The organism is Campylobacter devanensis (assembly GCF_002139915.1).
In the GTDB taxonomy this organism is placed as follows: Bacteria; Campylobacterota; Campylobacteria; order Campylobacterales; family Campylobacteraceae; genus Campylobacter; species Campylobacter devanensis.
In genome coordinates this window covers 1,524,596-1,541,348 of record NZ_CP018788.1, presented here as the reverse complement: position 1 = coordinate 1,541,348, position 16,753 = coordinate 1,524,596, and the positions used below count along the sequence as shown (strand labels likewise).

Below are 16,753 nucleotides of genomic sequence, written 5' to 3'. Positions count from 1 at the left end.
TAGACCTAAGTGCAGTCTAGTAAAAGTGGTAAATAATTTTTAGGAGACTCAGATGAAAGTTCGTCCTTCTGTAAAGAAGATGTGTGACAAATGTAAAATTGTCAAACGCAAAGGCATAGTTCATGTAATTTGCGAAAATCCAAAACATAAACAAAGACAAGGATAAGGTATGGCTCGTATTGCAGGTGTTGATTTACCAAAGAAAAAAAGAGTTGAGTATGGCCTTACATATATCTATGGTATAGGGCTATATACTTCAAGAAAAATTCTTGATGCTGTAGGTATCTCTTATGACAAGAGAGTTTATGAGCTAAGTGAAGATGAAGCCGCTGCGATCAGAAAAGAGATCCAAGAGCACTATATGGTTGAAGGTGACCTAAGAAAAAGTGTAGCTATGGATATTAAGGCTTTAATGGATTTAGGTAGCTTTAGAGGCTTAAGACACAGAAAAGGTCTGCCAGTGCGTGGTCAAAAAACAAAAACAAACGCAAGAACTAGAAAAGGCAGAAGAAAAACTGTTGGCGCTGCTACTAAATAAGGATAAAATATGGCAAAGAGAAAAGTAATTAAGAAAAAAGTAGTTAAAAAAAATATAGCTAGAGGCATTGTATATGTTTCTGCTACATTTAATAATACAATGGTTACGGTTACTGATGAGATGGGTAATGCTATTGCTTGGAGTAGTGCTGGTGGCTTAGGCTTTAAAGGTAGCAAAAAATCAACCCCATACGCAGCTCAACAAGCTGTAGAAGATGCATTAAATAAAGCTAAAGAGCATGGCATTAAAGAAGTAGGCATCAAAGTTCAAGGCCCAGGTAGTGGTAGAGAAACAGCAGTTAAAAGTATCGGCGCAGTAGAAGGAATTAAGGTGCTATATCTAAAAGATATAACTCCTCTAGCTCACAATGGCTGCAGACCACCAAAACGCCGCCGCGTGTAATTGTAGATAGAATTTAGGAGAATTATAATGGCAAGATATAGAGGACCAGTTGAAAAATTAGAAAGACGCCTAGGTGTATCTCTTGCACTTAAAGGCGAAAGAAGACTAGCTGGCAAGAGCGCATTAGAAAAAAGACCATACGCTCCAGGCCAACACGGACAAAGAAAAGCTAAAGTAAGCGAATATGGCTTACAATTAAGAGAGAAACAAAAAGCTAAATTTATGTATGGCGTAAGTGAAAAACAATTTAGAAGATTATTTGCCGAAGCCGCAAGAAGAGAGGGAAATACCGGTGCACTTCTTATCTCTTTATTAGAGCAAAGACTTGATAATGTAGTTTATAGAATGGGCTTTGCATCTACTAGAAGATTCGCAAGACAGCTAGTAACTCACGGCCATATCTTAGTAAATGGCAAAAGAGTTGATATCCCTTCATACAGAGTAAGAGCCGGTGAAAAGATAGAAATTGTCGAGAAAAGCAAAGAAAACCCACAAATCGTTCGTGCTATAGAGCTTACTAATCAAACAGGCATGGTGGCTTGGGTTGATGTAGAAAAAGATAAAAAATATGGAATTTTCACTAGAATTCCAGAACGAGAAGAGGTTATCATTCCAGTTGAGGAAAGATATATAGTCGAGCTTTACTCTAAATAATAAGGAGAGTATGATGAGAAAGATAACAACATCAGCTTACATGCCTACTGATATAGAGGTTATCCCAGTAAGTGAAAATGTAGCTAAAATAGTAGCATATCCATTTGAAACTGGTTATGCAGTTACTCTAGCTCATCCGCTTCGCAGACTACTTTATACAAGTACAGTTGGATTTGCTCCAACTGCTGTTAAAATCGAGGGCGTATCGCACGAATTCGATAGTATGCGTGGTATGCTAGAAGATGTAACACTATTTATCATAAATCTCAAAAATTTACGATTTAAGCTAAAAAATGACTCAGAACATGAAGTTATCGAGTATAGCTTCAAAGGGCCAAAAGAGATAACTGGTGCTGATTTATGTAACGATATCGTTAGTATAGTAAATCCTGAAGCATATCTAGCAACAATAAATGAAGATGCTGAGCTTAAATTTACACTGGTAATAGAAAAAGGTATCGGTTATGTTCCTAGTGAAGAGATTAGAGAGAGTGTAGAGAGTGGCTATATCGCTCTTGATGCGTTTTTTACACCAGTTAAACATGCAGTTTATGAGATTGAAAATGTCCTAGTTGAGGATAATCCAGACTATGAAAAAATAGTTTTAACTATAACTACTGATGGTCAGGTGTCACCTTTAGAGGCGTTTAAAAACTCAATTGAGGCTATGTACAAGCAAATGGCAATATTTAATAATATTTTAAGTATAGACGTAAATATGGCCATGACATCATCTCAAGGTTCTAGTGAGCATTCAAAATTACTAGAGAGCATCGAAAATTTAAATCTATCAGCTAGAAGTTTTAACTGCTTAGATAAGGCTGAGATTAAATTTATCGGTGAGCTTGCTTTGATGGAAGAGAGCGAGTTAAAAGAGCTTAAAAATTTAGGTAAAAAATCTCTTGATGAGATTAAGGCTGTAATGGCTGAAATTGGCTATCCATTTAGCGAGAATAAGCTAGGCGATAGCAAAGAATCACTCAGAAAAAAGATAGCTGAGTTAAAATCATAAAAGCGAAGGAAAGATAATGAGACACAATCACGGATATAGAAAACTAGGCCGCACTAGCTCTCACCGTGCTGCTTTGCTTAAAAACCTTACGATCGCAATCGTTAAGGCTGGTAGAATTGAAACTACACTGCCAAAAGCAAAAGAGCTAAGAAGCTACGTAGAAAAATTAATTACAAGAGCTAGAAAAGGCGATTTTAACGCTCATAAATTTGTATTTGCATCTTTACAAGATAAAGAAGCTACTAACAAATTAGTTACTCAAATCGCACCAAAATATGCAAATAGAAATGGTGGCTACACTAGAATTATCAAAACACGCACCAGAAAAGGTGACGCAGCTGAAATGGCTTATATCGAGCTAGTATCTGAATAAAATTATTTGCTAGGAGAGATCCTAGCAAGTTGCTTAATTAAGTATTCTAAATTTACAAACCATACATTTTAAAAATCAAATGGGGTTATATTTATAATATCTGCTCTACAAACCAAGTCAAGTTCATCTCTAGGCTCTGAATTGATATTTAAAAATGAGATAAGTAGTGCTAAAAAATATATAAAAATTCTAAAAGATACTTACCAAATTTCAAACTCCATTATATGTTAATCAAACCGCTATAGTTTCAGCAAATGAATGGGGTAAATATGTAGGCAAAATAATAAAAGATAAAAAACTAGTTGATATACAATGGAAAGATACAGCCATTACAGAGCAAGAGTTTGTTGCCGATCCTAAATTTCTAAAATTTTAAAGCCATATATAAAATAGGCAAACCAAAGCTTAAACGAAGTTATCGGCGTCTCTAGTGATAAATTTGAGTTTAAAAACAATATAACCCGCTACCAAGAGAGTGCCATAGGCAATCTTGTCTGTGATAGTGTAGTTGGATATCTAAAAGATCGTAATATTAGTGTAGATTTTGCTATGATGAATGGTGGAGGTATACGCTTTGGACTACCAAAAGGAGAGATAAAAAGAGCATATCCTTACAGCATTGCCATATAAAAATAATATATATGTGGTAAAAATCGATGGTAAAACTCTTTTAGAGCTTTTTGATGCAGTTGCTAAAGTGTCACAAGGAAGCGGATCATTTATGCAAGTATCTTCGGCTGTTTCTCATACTATTTTGTATGAAAAAGATGAAAAAAAATAGCAAACTTTTAAATCTTAAATTAAATTAAGCTCCCATAGATATAAATCGCACCTACTACTTAGCGACTAATGATTATGTGATTTATAGCGATCCGCGCTATAAAGATATATTTAGCAATTTAGAAATATTTGATAATTCAGTGCTACTTAGTCAAGCGGTAATAGACTACATCAAAAGCCAAAAAACCAAAATAACCCCAATAATAGATGGTAGAATTACAATAATTAAGCAATAATTCTAATTTTGCATAAATCCCTAGCCTATTCATTAGCATTGTAGTATTAAGGCCGGGTTAATATATTTTCTTTAGCTATAAAGCTAGTGAATTTATGATATAATTTAATCTTTATTTTAAAATTAAGGAGTGCAATTTGGCAAAGATTAAGTTATCCGCACTTGCGTGTGCGATTCTTGTTGGGGGGGGGTGCAACAGTTAGTTGCTGGAGATTTAAATAACATACCAATAATAGAACTGGGAGATTATTGGGATAATATTGGTTACTTTCAGTCTGTTGACATTAACAAAGAAACAAAAATTATAACAGGTACTACCACAAATGCAAGTATTAATGTAGATAACAATGGAAAGCTAATATCTAGGGTTCCATCCTTTTTTCAAGCTGGTATAAGCATTAAAAATAATTCAAATGCAATTTTTGAAAATGAAGTGTTTATAGAACATCCATATCTTCATATTATTAATAATTCGACTGTAGTTTTCAATGAAAAACTAGACATAATGGATGGCGATCTTTCATGGCCTGTAATTGAACAAGATAATGATTTTAGCGGAGGAAGTCTATTACTTGATAATAGTACTTTAGATATCAAGGGAGAAGCGACATTTTACGATACAGATGCTTTAATAAATCATGGCTCTACTGCTAAAATTGATAATCTTGTAGATTATGGAAGTAAAATATATGTTGTTAATGATAGTAAACTAGAGATTGATAAAAATGCAATATTTGAAGGAACGCATCTTATTGTTAAAGATAACTCAAATACTGCAATTAAAGGTGCGCTAACCGTAAAAAATTCTGGTACTATAGAATTTATAAATAGTGAATTTGTTGTAAATGATGGCGCTATTAAGATTGCTAAATCAAATTTAAATGTTGCAGGTGAGGTAAATTTTAATAATTCCGATACAGAGTTAAATAATAGCTCAAATGCAAATTTCAAAGATAAATTAACTCTTATTGATAGTGCTATGCTTCTTAAAAATAGTAGTACATTAAATGTTGGCGGCGTGGCTGATCTTACTGACTCTGCTCTTGTTGTTCAAAATGGCTCTAAAGTGCTGTTTAATGATAAATTTACAATAAAAAATGGAGCTGAAAAAAGTATAATTATACTAGATAATGGTTCAGCAATTAATGTCAAAGGAGACTTTGAAAATCATGGCGTAATCTATTATGGAGCGAGTGCAGATAATGCCCCTAAAATCACAGTTGAAGGTAAAACAACTTTAGGGGATACTACAGAGATTGGAATCTATGCAACAAGTGGCGATATATCAAATTTAAATCAGGTAGTATTTTTAGAGAGTAAAGAAGCGATAGAAAATAAAGTAACCGATGAAAATATCTATGCAATGTATTTTGACCCAAATAATCAGGATGCAAATGAAGATGGTTTCGTAAAATATGACCAAAATATAATTGATGCTACTTTAAATTTAAGTGGAGATGGCAAAAAGCTATTAGTCCAAATTTTAATGTCTAATGATATGCAAAACAAACCAATTAACGATAAAATCGATTTTATAGCTCAATCTGCTCAAGCATTAGGCATAAATCTAACCGCCCAAGACTTAGATATTATCACATCGCTATTTACTATAGAAGATACTAAAGGCAATGGTGTAATAGCAACTGAGGGCATAAAGCTAGCTGCTCAAGCTGCACAGGGCAATCAAGAAGCTGCTCAAATAATATCTAAAACCGCCAAAGCTATTCAAAAGAACTCGCAAGACTCTATAAATGCTACTTCAAATTTGATAAATACATTTAACTTGGCTACAAAAAATGAAGTAGGCAAAAGAATTTCAAATGTTACAACTCGCTCAAATGCGAGCCAACTTGCAAATTTCATCGAATCTCTTGAGGGGCAAAAATTTGCTGATGTTAGTAGCGGTGTGCTTCTTTCAATGATGGCTGATGAGATGGCTGCGTATCAAAACTCATTTTATCTAAATGCCCTAGGTGCTAAAGGCGACTTTAAAGATGGCACAAATCCAAAAATCTATGGCGCAATTTTAGGCTATGATAGAATGATAGATGACTTGCTAATTGGTGGTTACTTCTCATATACAAATTCCAAAACTGAAAATATCAAGCTTGATAGCGATGTCTATGAACTTGGCCTTTATTCTAGATATTTTTTAGATAATAATGAATTTGGCTTTAATATAGCTGGAGGTTATGGTAAAAATGATTTAAGCTATACTCAAAATATCTTTGGGATAAATAAAATATTGCAGTCTAATTTTAACTCATCATATATTGCTTTAGGATTAGATTATGGTTATAGATTTGCTATCAATGATAATGCAAGCATTAAACCATATATTGGAGCAGATTATCTATATTCTAAAACTCAAAACTACACTCTAAAAGATGAAACCGGAGCAGACTTTCAAAAAATACAGAGCAATACAGTTAAGAATTTAAAAGCTAAACTAGGTCTTGAAATGGTTAAAAACTTTGATGAAATTTCAATATATGCTAATGCTAAAATCAAAAGAGATTTAATCAATGATGAAGGATTTACTAGAAGCTCATTTGCAGGTTCAAGCGCTGGATTTAATATCAAAGGCAATGATAAAAAACATACAAATTTTGCAATTGATACTGGAATCGCATATAATGCAACTAAAAATCTAAGTATAAATTTAAACCTAGGAGCCGATGTAAATAGCGATGATAAAATCTATAGCACAAGTTTTGGAGCTGCTTATAAATTCTAATAACTCGAGCCTAGAAATAGGCTCCATTTAATCTAAATTTTTTATACTGCTATATAATTATTAAAAATACAAAAGGATAATAATGATACCATTTAGCGATGAGGAGCTATATGAGCCAATTTTAGAGAGCCTTAAAGTTGTAATGCCTATGCTTGAGCGTGATGGTGGCGGTATGAAGCTTTTAGGGATTAAAAATGGAGTTGTTTATGTGCAATTAATAGGACATTGTAACGGCTGTGCTGCAAGTGGTCAGACGCTTAAATTTGGGATTGAAAAGCAGATTCGCAACGATATTCATCCAGAATTGACAGTAGTAAATATTCCAATCGGTCAAGAATTTGATATATCAAAGATGTAAAATCTTACATGTTTCAAACTAAATTCAGATAAAATTTATTATATTTTATAAAAGATAGTGGAGGATTTTGCTGTATTTTTAGTCTTAAGCAGTGAAAATGGTAAATTTTGAATTATCTCTTTTGGCGTGTGTGGTTATAGCATCTACTAATGCAACTAAAATCTAAGTTAAAATTTAAACCTAGGAGATGATATAAATAGCGATGATAAAATCTATAGCACAAACTTTAGAACTACTTATAAATTCTATTAATAGAGCCTAAAAATAGGCTCTATTTAATCTAAATTTTTTATATTTTGTGTATAATTAGTCAAAATTTTTTTAAATTTATGCTATATCCAGGGGAATAGATGGAGCAAAATTACAAAGAAATTGCGATAAAATTATTTAAGCAAGGTCAATTTGAGCTAGCTAAAATAAGCCTTAGCATGGCGTATAATAAATTGCCAAGCGATGAGTTGCTTGCATTTATTGAGTTTTGCGATATAGCAAAGGATAATCCAAATGATGCTTTCTCGCTCTTTGCAATATACTTTGATCCAGCTCAAGATGACAATACGCAAATATTTAATGAGATGATTGAGATTATGCAAAGCTCAGCCCAAGAGAGCAATATGGAGATTGAAAGCCAAAATGCTATTACTTATGCTGATTTTAAAAATTTGTTAAATGAAAATAATTTTAAAAGTCTATTTGAGAGCATTTTATTTTCAACTAAAATCATAATTATGCATAAAGATGAGCTTTTTGAGCTGGTAAATTTCCTTGTAGATAATGGATTTACGGAGATTGGACTAAAGTATTTAGAGGGTTCAACTAAGATGTTTGCAGGAGATGAGCGCTTAGCAATTATGCTAGAAAAGATTAAGGATAAAGATGAAAATAGCCTTAAATAATGGATTTTTAACTGATAATTCTAATGATGTTACGACTGGGGCTTATTTTGTAGTTACTAATTCAAATTCAAAATATGCAGATGATGCGCTAGATGCTGGAGCAAAACTAATTAGCCCACGACAAGCTATAGAGATTTTAGGACTTAAAGAACGTATAAAAATTATTGGAATTACAGGTACAAATGGCAAGACTACAACGGCGTTTTTACTTGCTCATACCCTCTCAAATTTGGGCTATAAATGTGCTATTAGTGGGACATGTGGATCATTTGTAGATGGTAGGCAGATTGCTAAAAAAGGGTTGACAACTAGTCAAATTCTAGAGACTCTAAGCTATATAAAAGAAGCAGTTGAATGTGATTGTAAATATTTTATAATGGAGGTTAGCTCTCATGCTATAGCGCAAAATCGTATTGAAGGGCTAGAATTTGCTTTAAAAATTTTTACGAATTTAAGTCAAGACCATTTAGATTTTCATAAAAGCTTTGATGAGTACGCTAGAGTTAAATCAAGCTTTTTATCAGATTCAAGCGATAAAATTATAAATTGCGACGATAAAAATATTAGCTATAATGCTTTAAATGCACTTACCTACTCATTAAAAAACGGCAACATAATCGCTAGTAATTTTGAGTTAAAAGATGGCATAATATCAACTATACAAAGCAAGAGCGAAATAGCAAATTTAAGCCTAAATTTGCATGGTAAATTTAATCTCTATAACGCTCTTGGCGTTATTGCTGCAAGCAAGAAGTTGCTAAATTTAGACCTTCAATCTATTTGCAATGCTTTAAAAGGCTTTAGTGGAGTAGCTGGTAGAATGGAGATAGTATCTCCTGATATTATTGTAGATTTTGCACATACACCAGATGGGATAGAAAAAGTTTTAAGCTCCATAACAGAAAGAGAGTTGATAGTAGTCTTTGGTGCTGGTGGTGATAGAGATAAAAGTAAGCGAGCTATAATGGGACAAATAGTTGCGAAATATGCTAAGGTTGCAATCGTAACAAGCGATAACCCTCGTAGCGAAGATCCAAATTCAATAATAGAACAAGTTGCTTCTAAAATGCCGCCAAATACCATTAAAATTACCGATCGTAAAGAGGCCATTAAAAGGGCAATAGATATACAAAATGGCGAAGTTTTACTCATTTTAGGTAAAGGAGATGAGGATTATCAAGAGATAAATGGGATAAAGTATCCATTTAGCGATCAAAAAATAGTAAAAGAAATATTAAGCAATAAAGGATAAAAATGAAAATACAGATGCTAGCTAGCAAAATTCACAGAGCCACAGTAACTGATGCAAATTTAAACTATGTAGGCTCTATTACAATTGATGAAAATCTGATGAAGGCTGCAAATTTAATCGAATTTCAAAAGGTTGAAATCTTAGATGTAAATAATGGTGAGAGATTTGCAACTTATGTAATAAAAGGGGAAAAAGAGGGCGAAATATGTTTAAATGGAGCAGCTGCTAGAAAGGTTTGTATAGGTGATATTATTATAATAGTTAGTTATGCTACAATGAGTGTAAAAAAGGCTAAAAAATTTAAACCAACTATTGTTCATGTAGATTCAAATAATAAAATAGATGACTAAAAAAGCCAAATTTAATGGCTCATTTGTTATAATCGCCAAAATTTAAAGGTTAAATATGTTTAAGGATTTTGATTTTTCAAAAATGGGTGAAATGTTGGCTCAAGCCCAGCAAAAAGCAAGCGAATTTGAGGCGCAGATTGCCGCAAAAGAGTTTGAGAGTAAATCAGGCGGTGGATTAATTAGTGTTAAGATTAATGGCAAGGCCGAAATTCTAGATATTTGCATAGATGATTCCTTGCTTGAAGATAAGGATAGCTTGCAAATTTTGCTAATTTCAGCCGTGAATGATGCTATTAAACTAGCTAACGATGAAAAGCAAAATGCAGCCGCATCTTTACTTGGCGGTTTTGGAGGTATAAGGTGAGAAAGATTTTGGCTGCTATTTTAGTGGTTGGGGCGATTTTGCATGCCGCCCCAGAGCCGACAATCGCTGATAGAACGGCGATTTATGATAAAATGCGTGAGTCGCAGTTTAACTACAAAGATCAAACAGCAATCTCTTTAAATGGTGAATATGCTGCTGTTGTTTATGATAAGGCAAATCCACTAAATAAAAAGGATTATATTAAATTTGACCCATATTTAGGGCTATATTTGGTTAGACCAGGGTTTTCTTTGCGTGGTGCATTTATGCTTGATGAGCTCGATAGTAAGCAAGATATGTGGGTTATGACGCTACAAGAAAACATTACAAATATGGGGCATATTAAGAGTTTTGGTAGTGAATTAGGTCAATTTGATGAGCTTAGCTTTAAAACAGGTAAGGTTGGAATGCTAGTATGCGATTGCGCTTCAATGGTAGGAATTAGCCTAGGCGATGATAAATTTATTCCAAATAGATATTTAAAGCATTTTATGCGATATGACGATGTGTATTATGGTGATATTGGAGTTAAATTTAGCGAAGATAATGCTACTATAAAAGTTCAAAGTGTAAATCCATTTGGTTCAGGCAAGGAGCTTAAAAGCTCTGATATAGTCGTCTCAGTAAATGGCAAAACGCCAAAAAATTTAAGAGAAATAAATGAGATGGTGCTATTTGCCGATAAGGGTTCGGTGCTTAAATTTGAGATAAAGCGTGATGGAAAACCACTAAGCTACGATGTAAAAATGGCAAATATTACAGTTAAAAATTTAGATATAAAAGAAGCTGAGAGCAATAAAACTGCAATTAAAAAAACACAGCCAAAGTCTAAATTTTCATCTGAATTTGGTGCTAGCTTTAATAAATCATTAGTTATTACAAGCATTAAGGCTAATTCAAAAGCTGCAAAATTAGGACTAAAAGCTGGTGATAAGATTATGCAAATTGATGGCGTAGCAATTAAAAGTATTTCTAAAATAGATGAGTTAATGAAAAATAAAAGTGGATTAGTATATATTTTAGTTTCTAGAGATGATTTTCAGTTTTTTGTGCGAGTAAATAGATGAGCTTTCTAGAGTATCTAGAATCAAATTTGCCTAGCGTAGAGAGTTTTCATCCGCATTTTAATGAAGCTCTTGCTTGGGTTTTAAAAGCTGGAGGAAAGCATTTTCGTGCCCAATTAGTTATAGGCACTGCAAAGGCCATTAATCCATTGTGCGATCCATATGCAGCAGCTTTAGCTGTGGAGCTTTTGCATACATATTCGCTCATCCACGATGATCTTCCAGCGATGGATAATGCTAATCTTCGCCGTGGTGTGCCAACCTTGCATGTAAAATATGATGAGGTTACTGCAATCTTAGCTGGAGATGCGCTAAATACTGCAGCATTTGGAGTGTTGGCTAATTCAAATTTACCGCCACACATTGCTATAAAATGTATACAAGTATTAAGTAAAAATGGCGGCCTTGATGGAATGGTAATTGGTCAAGCCATTGATTGCTATTTTGAAAATAAAAAGTTAAGCTTAGATGAGCTTGAGTTTTTACATCTGCATAAAACAGGTGCATTAATTGCTGCTAGTATGCAAATTGGTGCAATAGTAGCTGGTGCAAGTGATGAAGAGTCTAATGATATATATAAGGCTGGTTTAAAGCTAGGTCTTGCATTTCAAATTCATGATGATATAATAGATGCTACAAGTAGTAGCGATAAAGCTGGAAAACCTACAAATAATGATAGTTCCAAAAACTCATTTACAAATTTACTTGGTGTTGATAAAGCCATAGAAGCTAGAGATGAGCTAGAAAAGCAAATTATCAATCAAATTCAAAATCAAGATGTAAAAGAGTTGGTTACAAACTTAATAAACAAATACCTAAAAGGATAAAAATGTATAAAAAACAGGCCGATACAATAAGATTTTTATGTGCTGATATGGTGCAAAAAGCAAATTCAGGTCACCCAGGTGCGCCAATGGGGCTAGCTGATATAGTTACAGTTTTAAGCACTCATCTAAACCATAATCCTAAAAATCCAAATTGGTTAAATCGTGATAGATTAGTCTTTAGCGGTGGTCATGCTAGTAGTTTGGTATATAGTTTTTTACACCTTAGTGGGTATGATGTTAGCTTGGATGATTTAAAGGCGTTTCGCCAACTCCACTCTAAGACTCCAGGCCATCCCGAGATAGAGACTGCTGGTGTAGAGATCGCTACAGGGCCTCTTGGCCAAGGCGTTGCAAACGCAGTTGGCTTTGCTATGGCTGCAAAATCAGCTCAAAATTTACTAGGTAGCGATATTATCAATCATAAGGTATATTGCCTATGTGGCGATGGTGATTTGCAAGAAGGGATTAGCTACGAGGCCTGTGCATTAGCTGGCAAGCATAATCTTGATAACCTTGTAATAATTTATGATAGCAATGAGATCACAATAGAAGGCGATACATCTATAGCTTGGGCTGAAGATGTTAAGGTTAGATTTGAAGCGGCTGGATTTGAAGTTGCTAAGATAGATGGTCATAGCTATGATGAGATTGAATTTGCCCTAAATGAAGCCAAAAACAAAACAAAACCATATCTCATAATTGCCAAAACCAAAATCGCTAAAGGTGCTGGCGAGCTAGAAGGCAGCCACCACGCTCATGGCGCTCCGCTTGGTGCTGAGATTATAGCTAAGGCTAAAGAAGCAGCCGGATTTGATCCGAATTTGAGTTTTTTTGTAGATGATGATGTGAAATTTTGGTTTAATCTAGCCTTAGAAAGGGGCGATTTGGCAAATGCCTTATGGGATAAGAAAGTAAGCGAGTTAAGCCAAGACAAAAAAGAGCTATTGAATTCACTCTTAAATCCTGATTTTAGCAAGATAGAATTTCCTGTTTTTAACGCTCAAAAGATAGCTACAAGAGATAGCAATGGTAAAATTTTAAACGCTATCGCCGCTGCTTTGCCAGGTTTTATAGGTGGTAGTGCGGATTTAGCACCTAGTAATAAAACAGAGTTAAAGGGCTTTGGTGAGTATCCAAACGGCAAAAATCTACACTTTGGTATCAGAGAACACGCTATGGCTGCTATCTGTAATGCTTATGCTAGGTATGGAATTTTCATCCCATTTAGTGCGACATTTTTTATATTTAGCGACTATCTCAAAGCTGGAGCTAGACTTGCGGCGTTAATGAAGCTTAAACACTATTTTATCTGGACGCACGATAGTATCGGAGTAGGTGAAGATGGCCCAACACATGAGCCAATTGAGCAGCTTAGTACATTTAGAGCAATGCCGAATTTCTATACATTTCGCCCAGCTGATGGCGTGGAAAATGTAGAGTGTTGGAAGGTTGCGCTTAGGCTTAATGCACCGTGTGCTTTTGTCTGTTCAAGACAGGGATTGAATCCATTAGATGAGCCTAAATTTGGTAGCGTGGCAAATGGTGCTTATCTCATCAAAGAGAGCCAAAATCCGCAAATTACACTAGTAGCTAGCGGTAGTGAGGTTGGATTATGCCTTGAAGCATCTAAATTATTAGAAAATAGCGGTATTGGCGTAAATGTCGTCTCTGCACCGTGTTTTGATCTATTATGCGAGCAAGAGTCTAGCTATATTAATCGCATATTTGCACCACAAACAAAAATCTTAGCCGTAGAGGCTGCAACAGCGCTTGAGTGGTATAAATTTGCTGATAATGTGCTTGGAATGAGATCATTTGGTGCTTCAGCTCCAGCTGATGAGCTATTTAAATATTTTGGATTTAGTGCCACAAATGTAGCTAATATCGCTAAAGATATGATAAAATAAGCTCTAGCCAATTGGCTAGAGTTATAATACAAATTTAGAGTGTTTTTTAAGTAGAGTAAATAGCTCTAAACGCTCTGTGTTGTTATTTACTAATACGCTTAGATTAAAGCTTTTGAATTTGGCATTTTTGCTAGTGTGAGAGCTTTGAAGTTTGTATTCTCTATTGCCTACGCACTCTTTTATAATGCTTTTTTCATCGCTTAAACTATCAAATATTACCTTATATTCCCAAAATATTGGATAGATTATTTCTGGTTTTTTGCCATTTAGATCGCAAATTTTAGCCATTTTTTCTCCTATATTCGCCACTTTTGCCTCCGCTTTTTGATTCTAAAGCGATATCGCTAATTACCATGGATTTATCAATAGCTTTTATCATATCATAAATAGTCAAAAGCCCGATACTAACACTGCTTAAAGCCTCCATCTCTACGCCTGTTTTACCATGAGTTATAACCTTAGAAATGAGCTTAAAACCTGGCAAATTTGGCATATCTTCTATATCGATATCGACTGAATTTAAAGCAAGAGGGTGGCACATTGGGATTAAATCGCTAGTGCGTTTAGCACCCATAATTGCAGCTATAACGGCAGTTTGTAAGACAGGGCCCTTTTTGCCTGTGTTTTGCTTAATCGCATTGTAAGCTTCTTGCGACATTGTGATAGTGCCACTAGCGATTGCGACTCTTTTGGTGGTATCTTTATCGCCTACATCTACCATTTTGGGCATATTTTTTTCATTTAAATGTGTTAGCATTTTTATCCTTTTTTTGATTGATTATATCAAATTTTATCTTAATTATTTTTACTTTATCTTATATTTATCATATATTAAAAAATTAATTATATAATTAAAGCTCCTAAACAAATAACCTCCTTTTTGTAAAGACACTCGCTCTTTTGAGTGGGTGTTTTATCCGTTTTTAACCAGTATTTATTTTACTTATTGTTTTGGGCAGATGTCCGAGTGGTTGAAGGAGCACGCCTGGAACGCGTGTAAGGTGCAAGCCTTCGAGGGTTCAAATCCCTCTCTGTCCGCCATGAATTATAAAAAATATATTAAAGTTTTAATTTATATGGATTATTTAAATAATAAAAAGACCGCCGAAGCGGCCTATGGTATTAGAGTCTTGACTCATAGCGTCTAAGCATATAAAGTCTTTTAAGCATTTTTTTGCGAGCTGAGATTTTTTGTTTTTTACGAATTTCAGTCATAGGCTCAAAAAAGCGTCTAGCACGAACTTCAGTAACTACTAAGTTACGGTCAGTTTGTTTTTTAAAGCGTCTATATGCTTCATCAAAAGACTCATTTGGATGTACCTTAACTCCTGGCACGATCCTCACCACCTTTCGTTAAAATTTGAGCGGTAATTATAGCCAAAAATAACTTAAATTTAAATTTCTTAAACAAATAATAAAATTTGATTTAACTATATTTTAATATAATAAGGTTATAATTACGCCAAAAATCAATAAGGAATTATCAATGTCTTGTACGCCTACACACTATACCAAACGGCGATATATTGGGTATTTGATCGTTACGATTGTCGCTTTGGTGCTTCCATTTATCCGCATTAATGGCAATCATCTATTTTTGCTTAGTTTTGATAAAAAGCAACTCCATCTATTTTTTACTGCTTTTGATATGCAAGAGCTCTATTTGATGCCTTTTTTACTTATTATTTTATTTTTAAGTATATTTTTTCTTACTACTTTGGGCGGTAGAGTTTGGTGCGGTTGGAGCTGTCCGCAGACAATTTTTCGTGTCATTTATAGAGATTTAATCTGCACTAAAATTCTTAAAATTCGCAAAAATATCAAAGATAAACAAAAAGAATTTGATGAGAATATAATCAAAAAAACTATCTCAGTAATTATTTGGGCAGCTCTTGCATTTGTAGCTGCTAGTAATTTTATGTGGTATTTTGTACCACCTGAGGATTTTTTTGCTTATCTTAGTAATCCAGCAGAACATAAACTTTTAGTTGGAATTTTAATAGGTATTACAACATTTTTAGTTTTTGATGTGGTGTTTTTGGCTGAGAATTTTTGTATATATGTTTGCCCGTATGCTAGAGTGCAAAGCGTTATGTTTGACAATGATACAATTCAGGTGATTTATGATGAAAATCGTGGAGGTAAATTATATGATGGTCATACAAAATTAGGTAAAAAGCCAACTACTCCAGGTGCTGAGTGTATAGGTTGCGAGGCTTGTGTAAGAGTATGCCCAACTCATATAGATATTAGAAAAGGTATGCAGCTTGAGTGTATTAACTGTCTTGAATGTAGTGATGCTTGTAGCGAGGTAATGGGCAAACTAGGCAAAGAGAGCTTAATTAATTGGACTAGCGCTAAGGCTATTAAAACTAGAAGTAAGGTTAAATATTTTAGATTTAGAACAATTGGCTATATGATTGCATTATCTATTGCTGTGATTGCGCTAGGGCTAATGACAACCAAAAAAGAGCATATGTTATTAAATATAAATAGGGCTACTCAACTTTATAGTATTAAGGTGCTTGATGATAATACACCAAAAGTGCAAAATGCATATACATTTTTAATACAAAATACTGATAATGTTGAGCATTCATACTATTTTGATATCAATGAGACTAGAATTAAAATCGATAGACCGCTTGAGCCTATTAAATTAAAAGCTGGTGGAAAGAAAAAAGTAATTGTGGTATTAAGCACAATACAGACGCTAGTAGATGATACAAGACGAGATACTCCAATAGATATTACAATTAATGCATATGCCAAAGATGCTAAGGAGACAATTAGTGTTGATCGCAAAACTATCTTTGTATATCCTAAGCAGATTGAGCTAGAAAAAGCTATACAATCAAAATAAATTCACCTAAAAGGAGAGTAATTGCTCTCCTTTTAGATAATGAATATCAAAAATAATTTACCATATTAATTTTTTCTTAACAAAATTTTTGTAGAATACCAAAATTTAATTCAGTTCAAATACGCAATTTGAAAGGTTATT

The 16,753-nt window shown here is 33.9% G+C and carries 20 protein-coding genes, 1 tRNA gene and 1 pseudogene; 19 read left to right on the top strand and 3 right to left on the bottom strand.

Annotated elements, in window-relative coordinates:
- Positions 1-52 precede the first annotated feature (52 nt).
- From rpmJ to tkt, 17 genes and pseudogenes are all read left to right on the top strand, one after another.
- Positions 53-166, top strand: a complete 114-nt coding sequence (gene rpmJ / locus CIGN_RS07755; protein ID WP_002848032.1) for a 50S ribosomal protein L36 — start codon at positions 53-55, stop codon at positions 164-166.
- A gap of 3 nt (positions 167-169) precedes the next feature.
- The gene (rpsM, locus tag CIGN_RS07750) at positions 170-538 is read left to right on the top strand and encodes a 30S ribosomal protein S13 (RefSeq protein ID WP_086225406.1); all 369 of its coding nucleotides are present in this window, start codon (positions 170-172) and stop codon (positions 536-538) included.
- Between the two features lie 9 nt (positions 539-547).
- A complete protein-coding gene (rpsK, locus tag CIGN_RS07745; RefSeq protein ID WP_086225407.1) occupies positions 548-940 on the top strand; it encodes a 30S ribosomal protein S11 in 393 nt (130 codons plus the stop codon).
- Positions 941-967: 27 nt separating this feature from the next.
- Positions 968-1,594, top strand: coding sequence for a 30S ribosomal protein S4 (gene rpsD, locus CIGN_RS07740; RefSeq protein ID WP_086225408.1), 627 nt, complete (start codon positions 968-970; stop codon positions 1,592-1,594).
- 13 nt (positions 1,595-1,607) lie between these two features.
- Positions 1,608-2,606: a DNA-directed RNA polymerase subunit alpha gene (locus CIGN_RS07735; RefSeq protein WP_086225409.1), complete on the top strand. Its 999-nt coding sequence runs from the start codon at positions 1,608-1,610 to the stop codon at positions 2,604-2,606.
- Between the two features lie 16 nt (positions 2,607-2,622).
- A complete protein-coding gene (rplQ, locus tag CIGN_RS07730; protein WP_086225410.1) occupies positions 2,623-2,979 on the top strand; it encodes a 50S ribosomal protein L17 in 357 nt (118 codons plus the stop codon).
- 417 nt (positions 2,980-3,396) lie between these two features.
- Positions 3,397-3,760, top strand: a pseudogene (locus tag CIGN_RS08485) (5'-nucleotidase C-terminal domain-containing protein).
- A gap of 76 nt (positions 3,761-3,836) precedes the next feature.
- Positions 3,837-3,995, top strand: a complete 159-nt coding sequence (locus CIGN_RS08245; protein ID WP_181892540.1) for a hypothetical protein — start codon at positions 3,837-3,839, stop codon at positions 3,993-3,995.
- Between the two features lie 189 nt (positions 3,996-4,184).
- A complete protein-coding gene (locus tag CIGN_RS07715) occupies positions 4,185-6,731 on the top strand; it encodes an autotransporter family protein (RefSeq protein WP_086303119.1) in 2,547 nt (848 codons plus the stop codon).
- 82 nt (positions 6,732-6,813) lie between these two features.
- Positions 6,814-7,089 (top strand): NifU family protein, encoded by a 276-nt coding sequence (locus tag CIGN_RS07710; protein ID WP_086238515.1) that lies wholly within the window; start codon positions 6,814-6,816, stop codon positions 7,087-7,089.
- 350 nt (positions 7,090-7,439) lie between these two features.
- Positions 7,440-7,985 carry a hypothetical protein gene (locus CIGN_RS07705; protein WP_086226573.1) on the top strand — a complete coding sequence of 182 codons (546 nt, stop codon included), beginning with the start codon at positions 7,440-7,442 and terminating at the stop codon, positions 7,983-7,985.
- Positions 7,966-9,237 (top strand): UDP-N-acetylmuramoyl-L-alanyl-D-glutamate--2,6-diaminopimelate ligase, encoded by a 1,272-nt coding sequence (locus CIGN_RS07700; protein WP_086303117.1) that lies wholly within the window; start codon positions 7,966-7,968, stop codon positions 9,235-9,237. The genes CIGN_RS07705 and CIGN_RS07700 overlap by 20 nt, the downstream gene beginning before the upstream one ends.
- 2 nt (positions 9,238-9,239) lie before the next feature.
- Positions 9,240-9,587: an aspartate 1-decarboxylase gene (panD, locus tag CIGN_RS07695; RefSeq protein ID WP_086226571.1), complete on the top strand. Its 348-nt coding sequence runs from the start codon at positions 9,240-9,242 to the stop codon at positions 9,585-9,587.
- Between the two features lie 55 nt (positions 9,588-9,642).
- Positions 9,643-9,951, top strand: coding sequence for a YbaB/EbfC family nucleoid-associated protein (locus CIGN_RS07690; RefSeq protein ID WP_086226570.1), 309 nt, complete (start codon positions 9,643-9,645; stop codon positions 9,949-9,951).
- Positions 9,948-11,018, top strand: coding sequence for a DUF7488 domain-containing protein (locus CIGN_RS07685; protein WP_086270412.1), 1,071 nt, complete (start codon positions 9,948-9,950; stop codon positions 11,016-11,018). Before CIGN_RS07690 ends, CIGN_RS07685 begins: the two co-directional genes overlap by 4 nt.
- On the top strand, positions 11,015-11,842 hold the full coding sequence (locus CIGN_RS07680; RefSeq protein ID WP_086240945.1) for a polyprenyl synthetase family protein: 828 nt from the start codon (positions 11,015-11,017) through the stop codon (positions 11,840-11,842). Before CIGN_RS07685 ends, CIGN_RS07680 begins: the two co-directional genes overlap by 4 nt.
- Before the next feature lie 2 nt (positions 11,843-11,844).
- Positions 11,845-13,749, top strand: coding sequence for a transketolase (gene tkt / locus CIGN_RS07675; protein WP_086303115.1), 1,905 nt, complete (start codon positions 11,845-11,847; stop codon positions 13,747-13,749).
- Positions 13,750-13,770: 21 nt separating this feature from the next.
- On the opposite strand, the gene CIGN_RS07670 is transcribed toward tkt, so the two are convergent.
- Both CIGN_RS07670 and moaC read right to left on the bottom strand, forming a co-directional pair.
- Positions 13,771-14,037 carry an HP0495 family protein gene (locus tag CIGN_RS07670; RefSeq protein ID WP_086303113.1) on the bottom strand — a complete coding sequence of 89 codons (267 nt, stop codon included), beginning with the start codon at positions 14,035-14,037 and terminating at the stop codon, positions 13,771-13,773.
- Positions 14,030-14,506 (bottom strand): cyclic pyranopterin monophosphate synthase MoaC, encoded by a 477-nt coding sequence (moaC, locus tag CIGN_RS07665; protein WP_086303111.1) that lies wholly within the window; start codon positions 14,504-14,506, stop codon positions 14,030-14,032. The genes CIGN_RS07670 and moaC overlap by 8 nt, the downstream gene beginning before the upstream one ends.
- A gap of 196 nt (positions 14,507-14,702) precedes the next feature.
- Here moaC and CIGN_RS07660 point away from each other — a divergent pair.
- A tRNA-Ser gene (locus tag CIGN_RS07660) sits at positions 14,703-14,790 on the top strand.
- A gap of 81 nt (positions 14,791-14,871) precedes the next feature.
- Here CIGN_RS07660 and rpsU read toward each other — a convergent pair.
- Entirely contained in the window at positions 14,872-15,084 is a 213-nt protein-coding gene (rpsU, locus tag CIGN_RS07655; RefSeq protein WP_002848116.1) for a 30S ribosomal protein S21, read from the bottom strand.
- A 151-nt stretch (positions 15,085-15,235) separates the two neighbouring features.
- Between rpsU and ccoG the strand changes: the two genes are divergently transcribed.
- Positions 15,236-16,612 (top strand): cytochrome c oxidase accessory protein CcoG, encoded by a 1,377-nt coding sequence (gene ccoG, locus CIGN_RS07650; RefSeq protein ID WP_086283018.1) that lies wholly within the window; start codon positions 15,236-15,238, stop codon positions 16,610-16,612.
- The last annotated feature ends 141 nt before the right edge of the window (positions 16,613-16,753 follow it).

What these genes read in the sequence shown, in the direction of transcription:
- CIGN_RS07735 (WP_086225409.1), top strand. Translation starts at nt 1,608, where the DNA reads ATGAGAAAGATAACAACATCAGCTTACATGCCTACTGATATAGAGGTT.
- rpsD (WP_086225408.1), top strand. Translation starts at nt 968, where the DNA reads ATGGCAAGATATAGAGGACCAGTTGAAAAATTAGAAAGACGCCTAGGT.
- tkt (WP_086303115.1), top strand. Translation starts at nt 11,845, where the DNA reads ATGTATAAAAAACAGGCCGATACAATAAGATTTTTATGTGCTGATATG.
- CIGN_RS07705 (WP_086226573.1), top strand. Translation starts at nt 7,440, where the DNA reads ATGGAGCAAAATTACAAAGAAATTGCGATAAAATTATTTAAGCAAGGT.
- rplQ (WP_086225410.1), top strand. Translation starts at nt 2,623, where the DNA reads ATGAGACACAATCACGGATATAGAAAACTAGGCCGCACTAGCTCTCAC.
- rpmJ (WP_002848032.1), top strand. Translation starts at nt 53, where the DNA reads ATGAAAGTTCGTCCTTCTGTAAAGAAGATGTGTGACAAATGTAAAATT.
- CIGN_RS07690 (WP_086226570.1), top strand. Translation starts at nt 9,643, where the DNA reads ATGTTTAAGGATTTTGATTTTTCAAAAATGGGTGAAATGTTGGCTCAA.
- CIGN_RS07710 (WP_086238515.1), top strand. Translation starts at nt 6,814, where the DNA reads ATGATACCATTTAGCGATGAGGAGCTATATGAGCCAATTTTAGAGAGC.
- CIGN_RS07700 (WP_086303117.1), top strand. Translation starts at nt 7,966, where the DNA reads ATGAAAATAGCCTTAAATAATGGATTTTTAACTGATAATTCTAATGAT.
- rpsK (WP_086225407.1), top strand. Translation starts at nt 548, where the DNA reads ATGGCAAAGAGAAAAGTAATTAAGAAAAAAGTAGTTAAAAAAAATATA.
- CIGN_RS07670 (WP_086303113.1), bottom strand. Translation starts at nt 14,037, where the DNA reads ATGGCTAAAATTTGCGATCTAAATGGCAAAAAACCAGAAATAATCTAT.
- ccoG (WP_086283018.1), top strand. Translation starts at nt 15,236, where the DNA reads ATGTCTTGTACGCCTACACACTATACCAAACGGCGATATATTGGGTAT.
- CIGN_RS07680 (WP_086240945.1), top strand. Translation starts at nt 11,015, where the DNA reads ATGAGCTTTCTAGAGTATCTAGAATCAAATTTGCCTAGCGTAGAGAGT.
- rpsM (WP_086225406.1), top strand. Translation starts at nt 170, where the DNA reads ATGGCTCGTATTGCAGGTGTTGATTTACCAAAGAAAAAAAGAGTTGAG.
- panD (WP_086226571.1), top strand. Translation starts at nt 9,240, where the DNA reads ATGAAAATACAGATGCTAGCTAGCAAAATTCACAGAGCCACAGTAACT.
- moaC (WP_086303111.1), bottom strand. Translation starts at nt 14,506, where the DNA reads ATGCTAACACATTTAAATGAAAAAAATATGCCCAAAATGGTAGATGTA.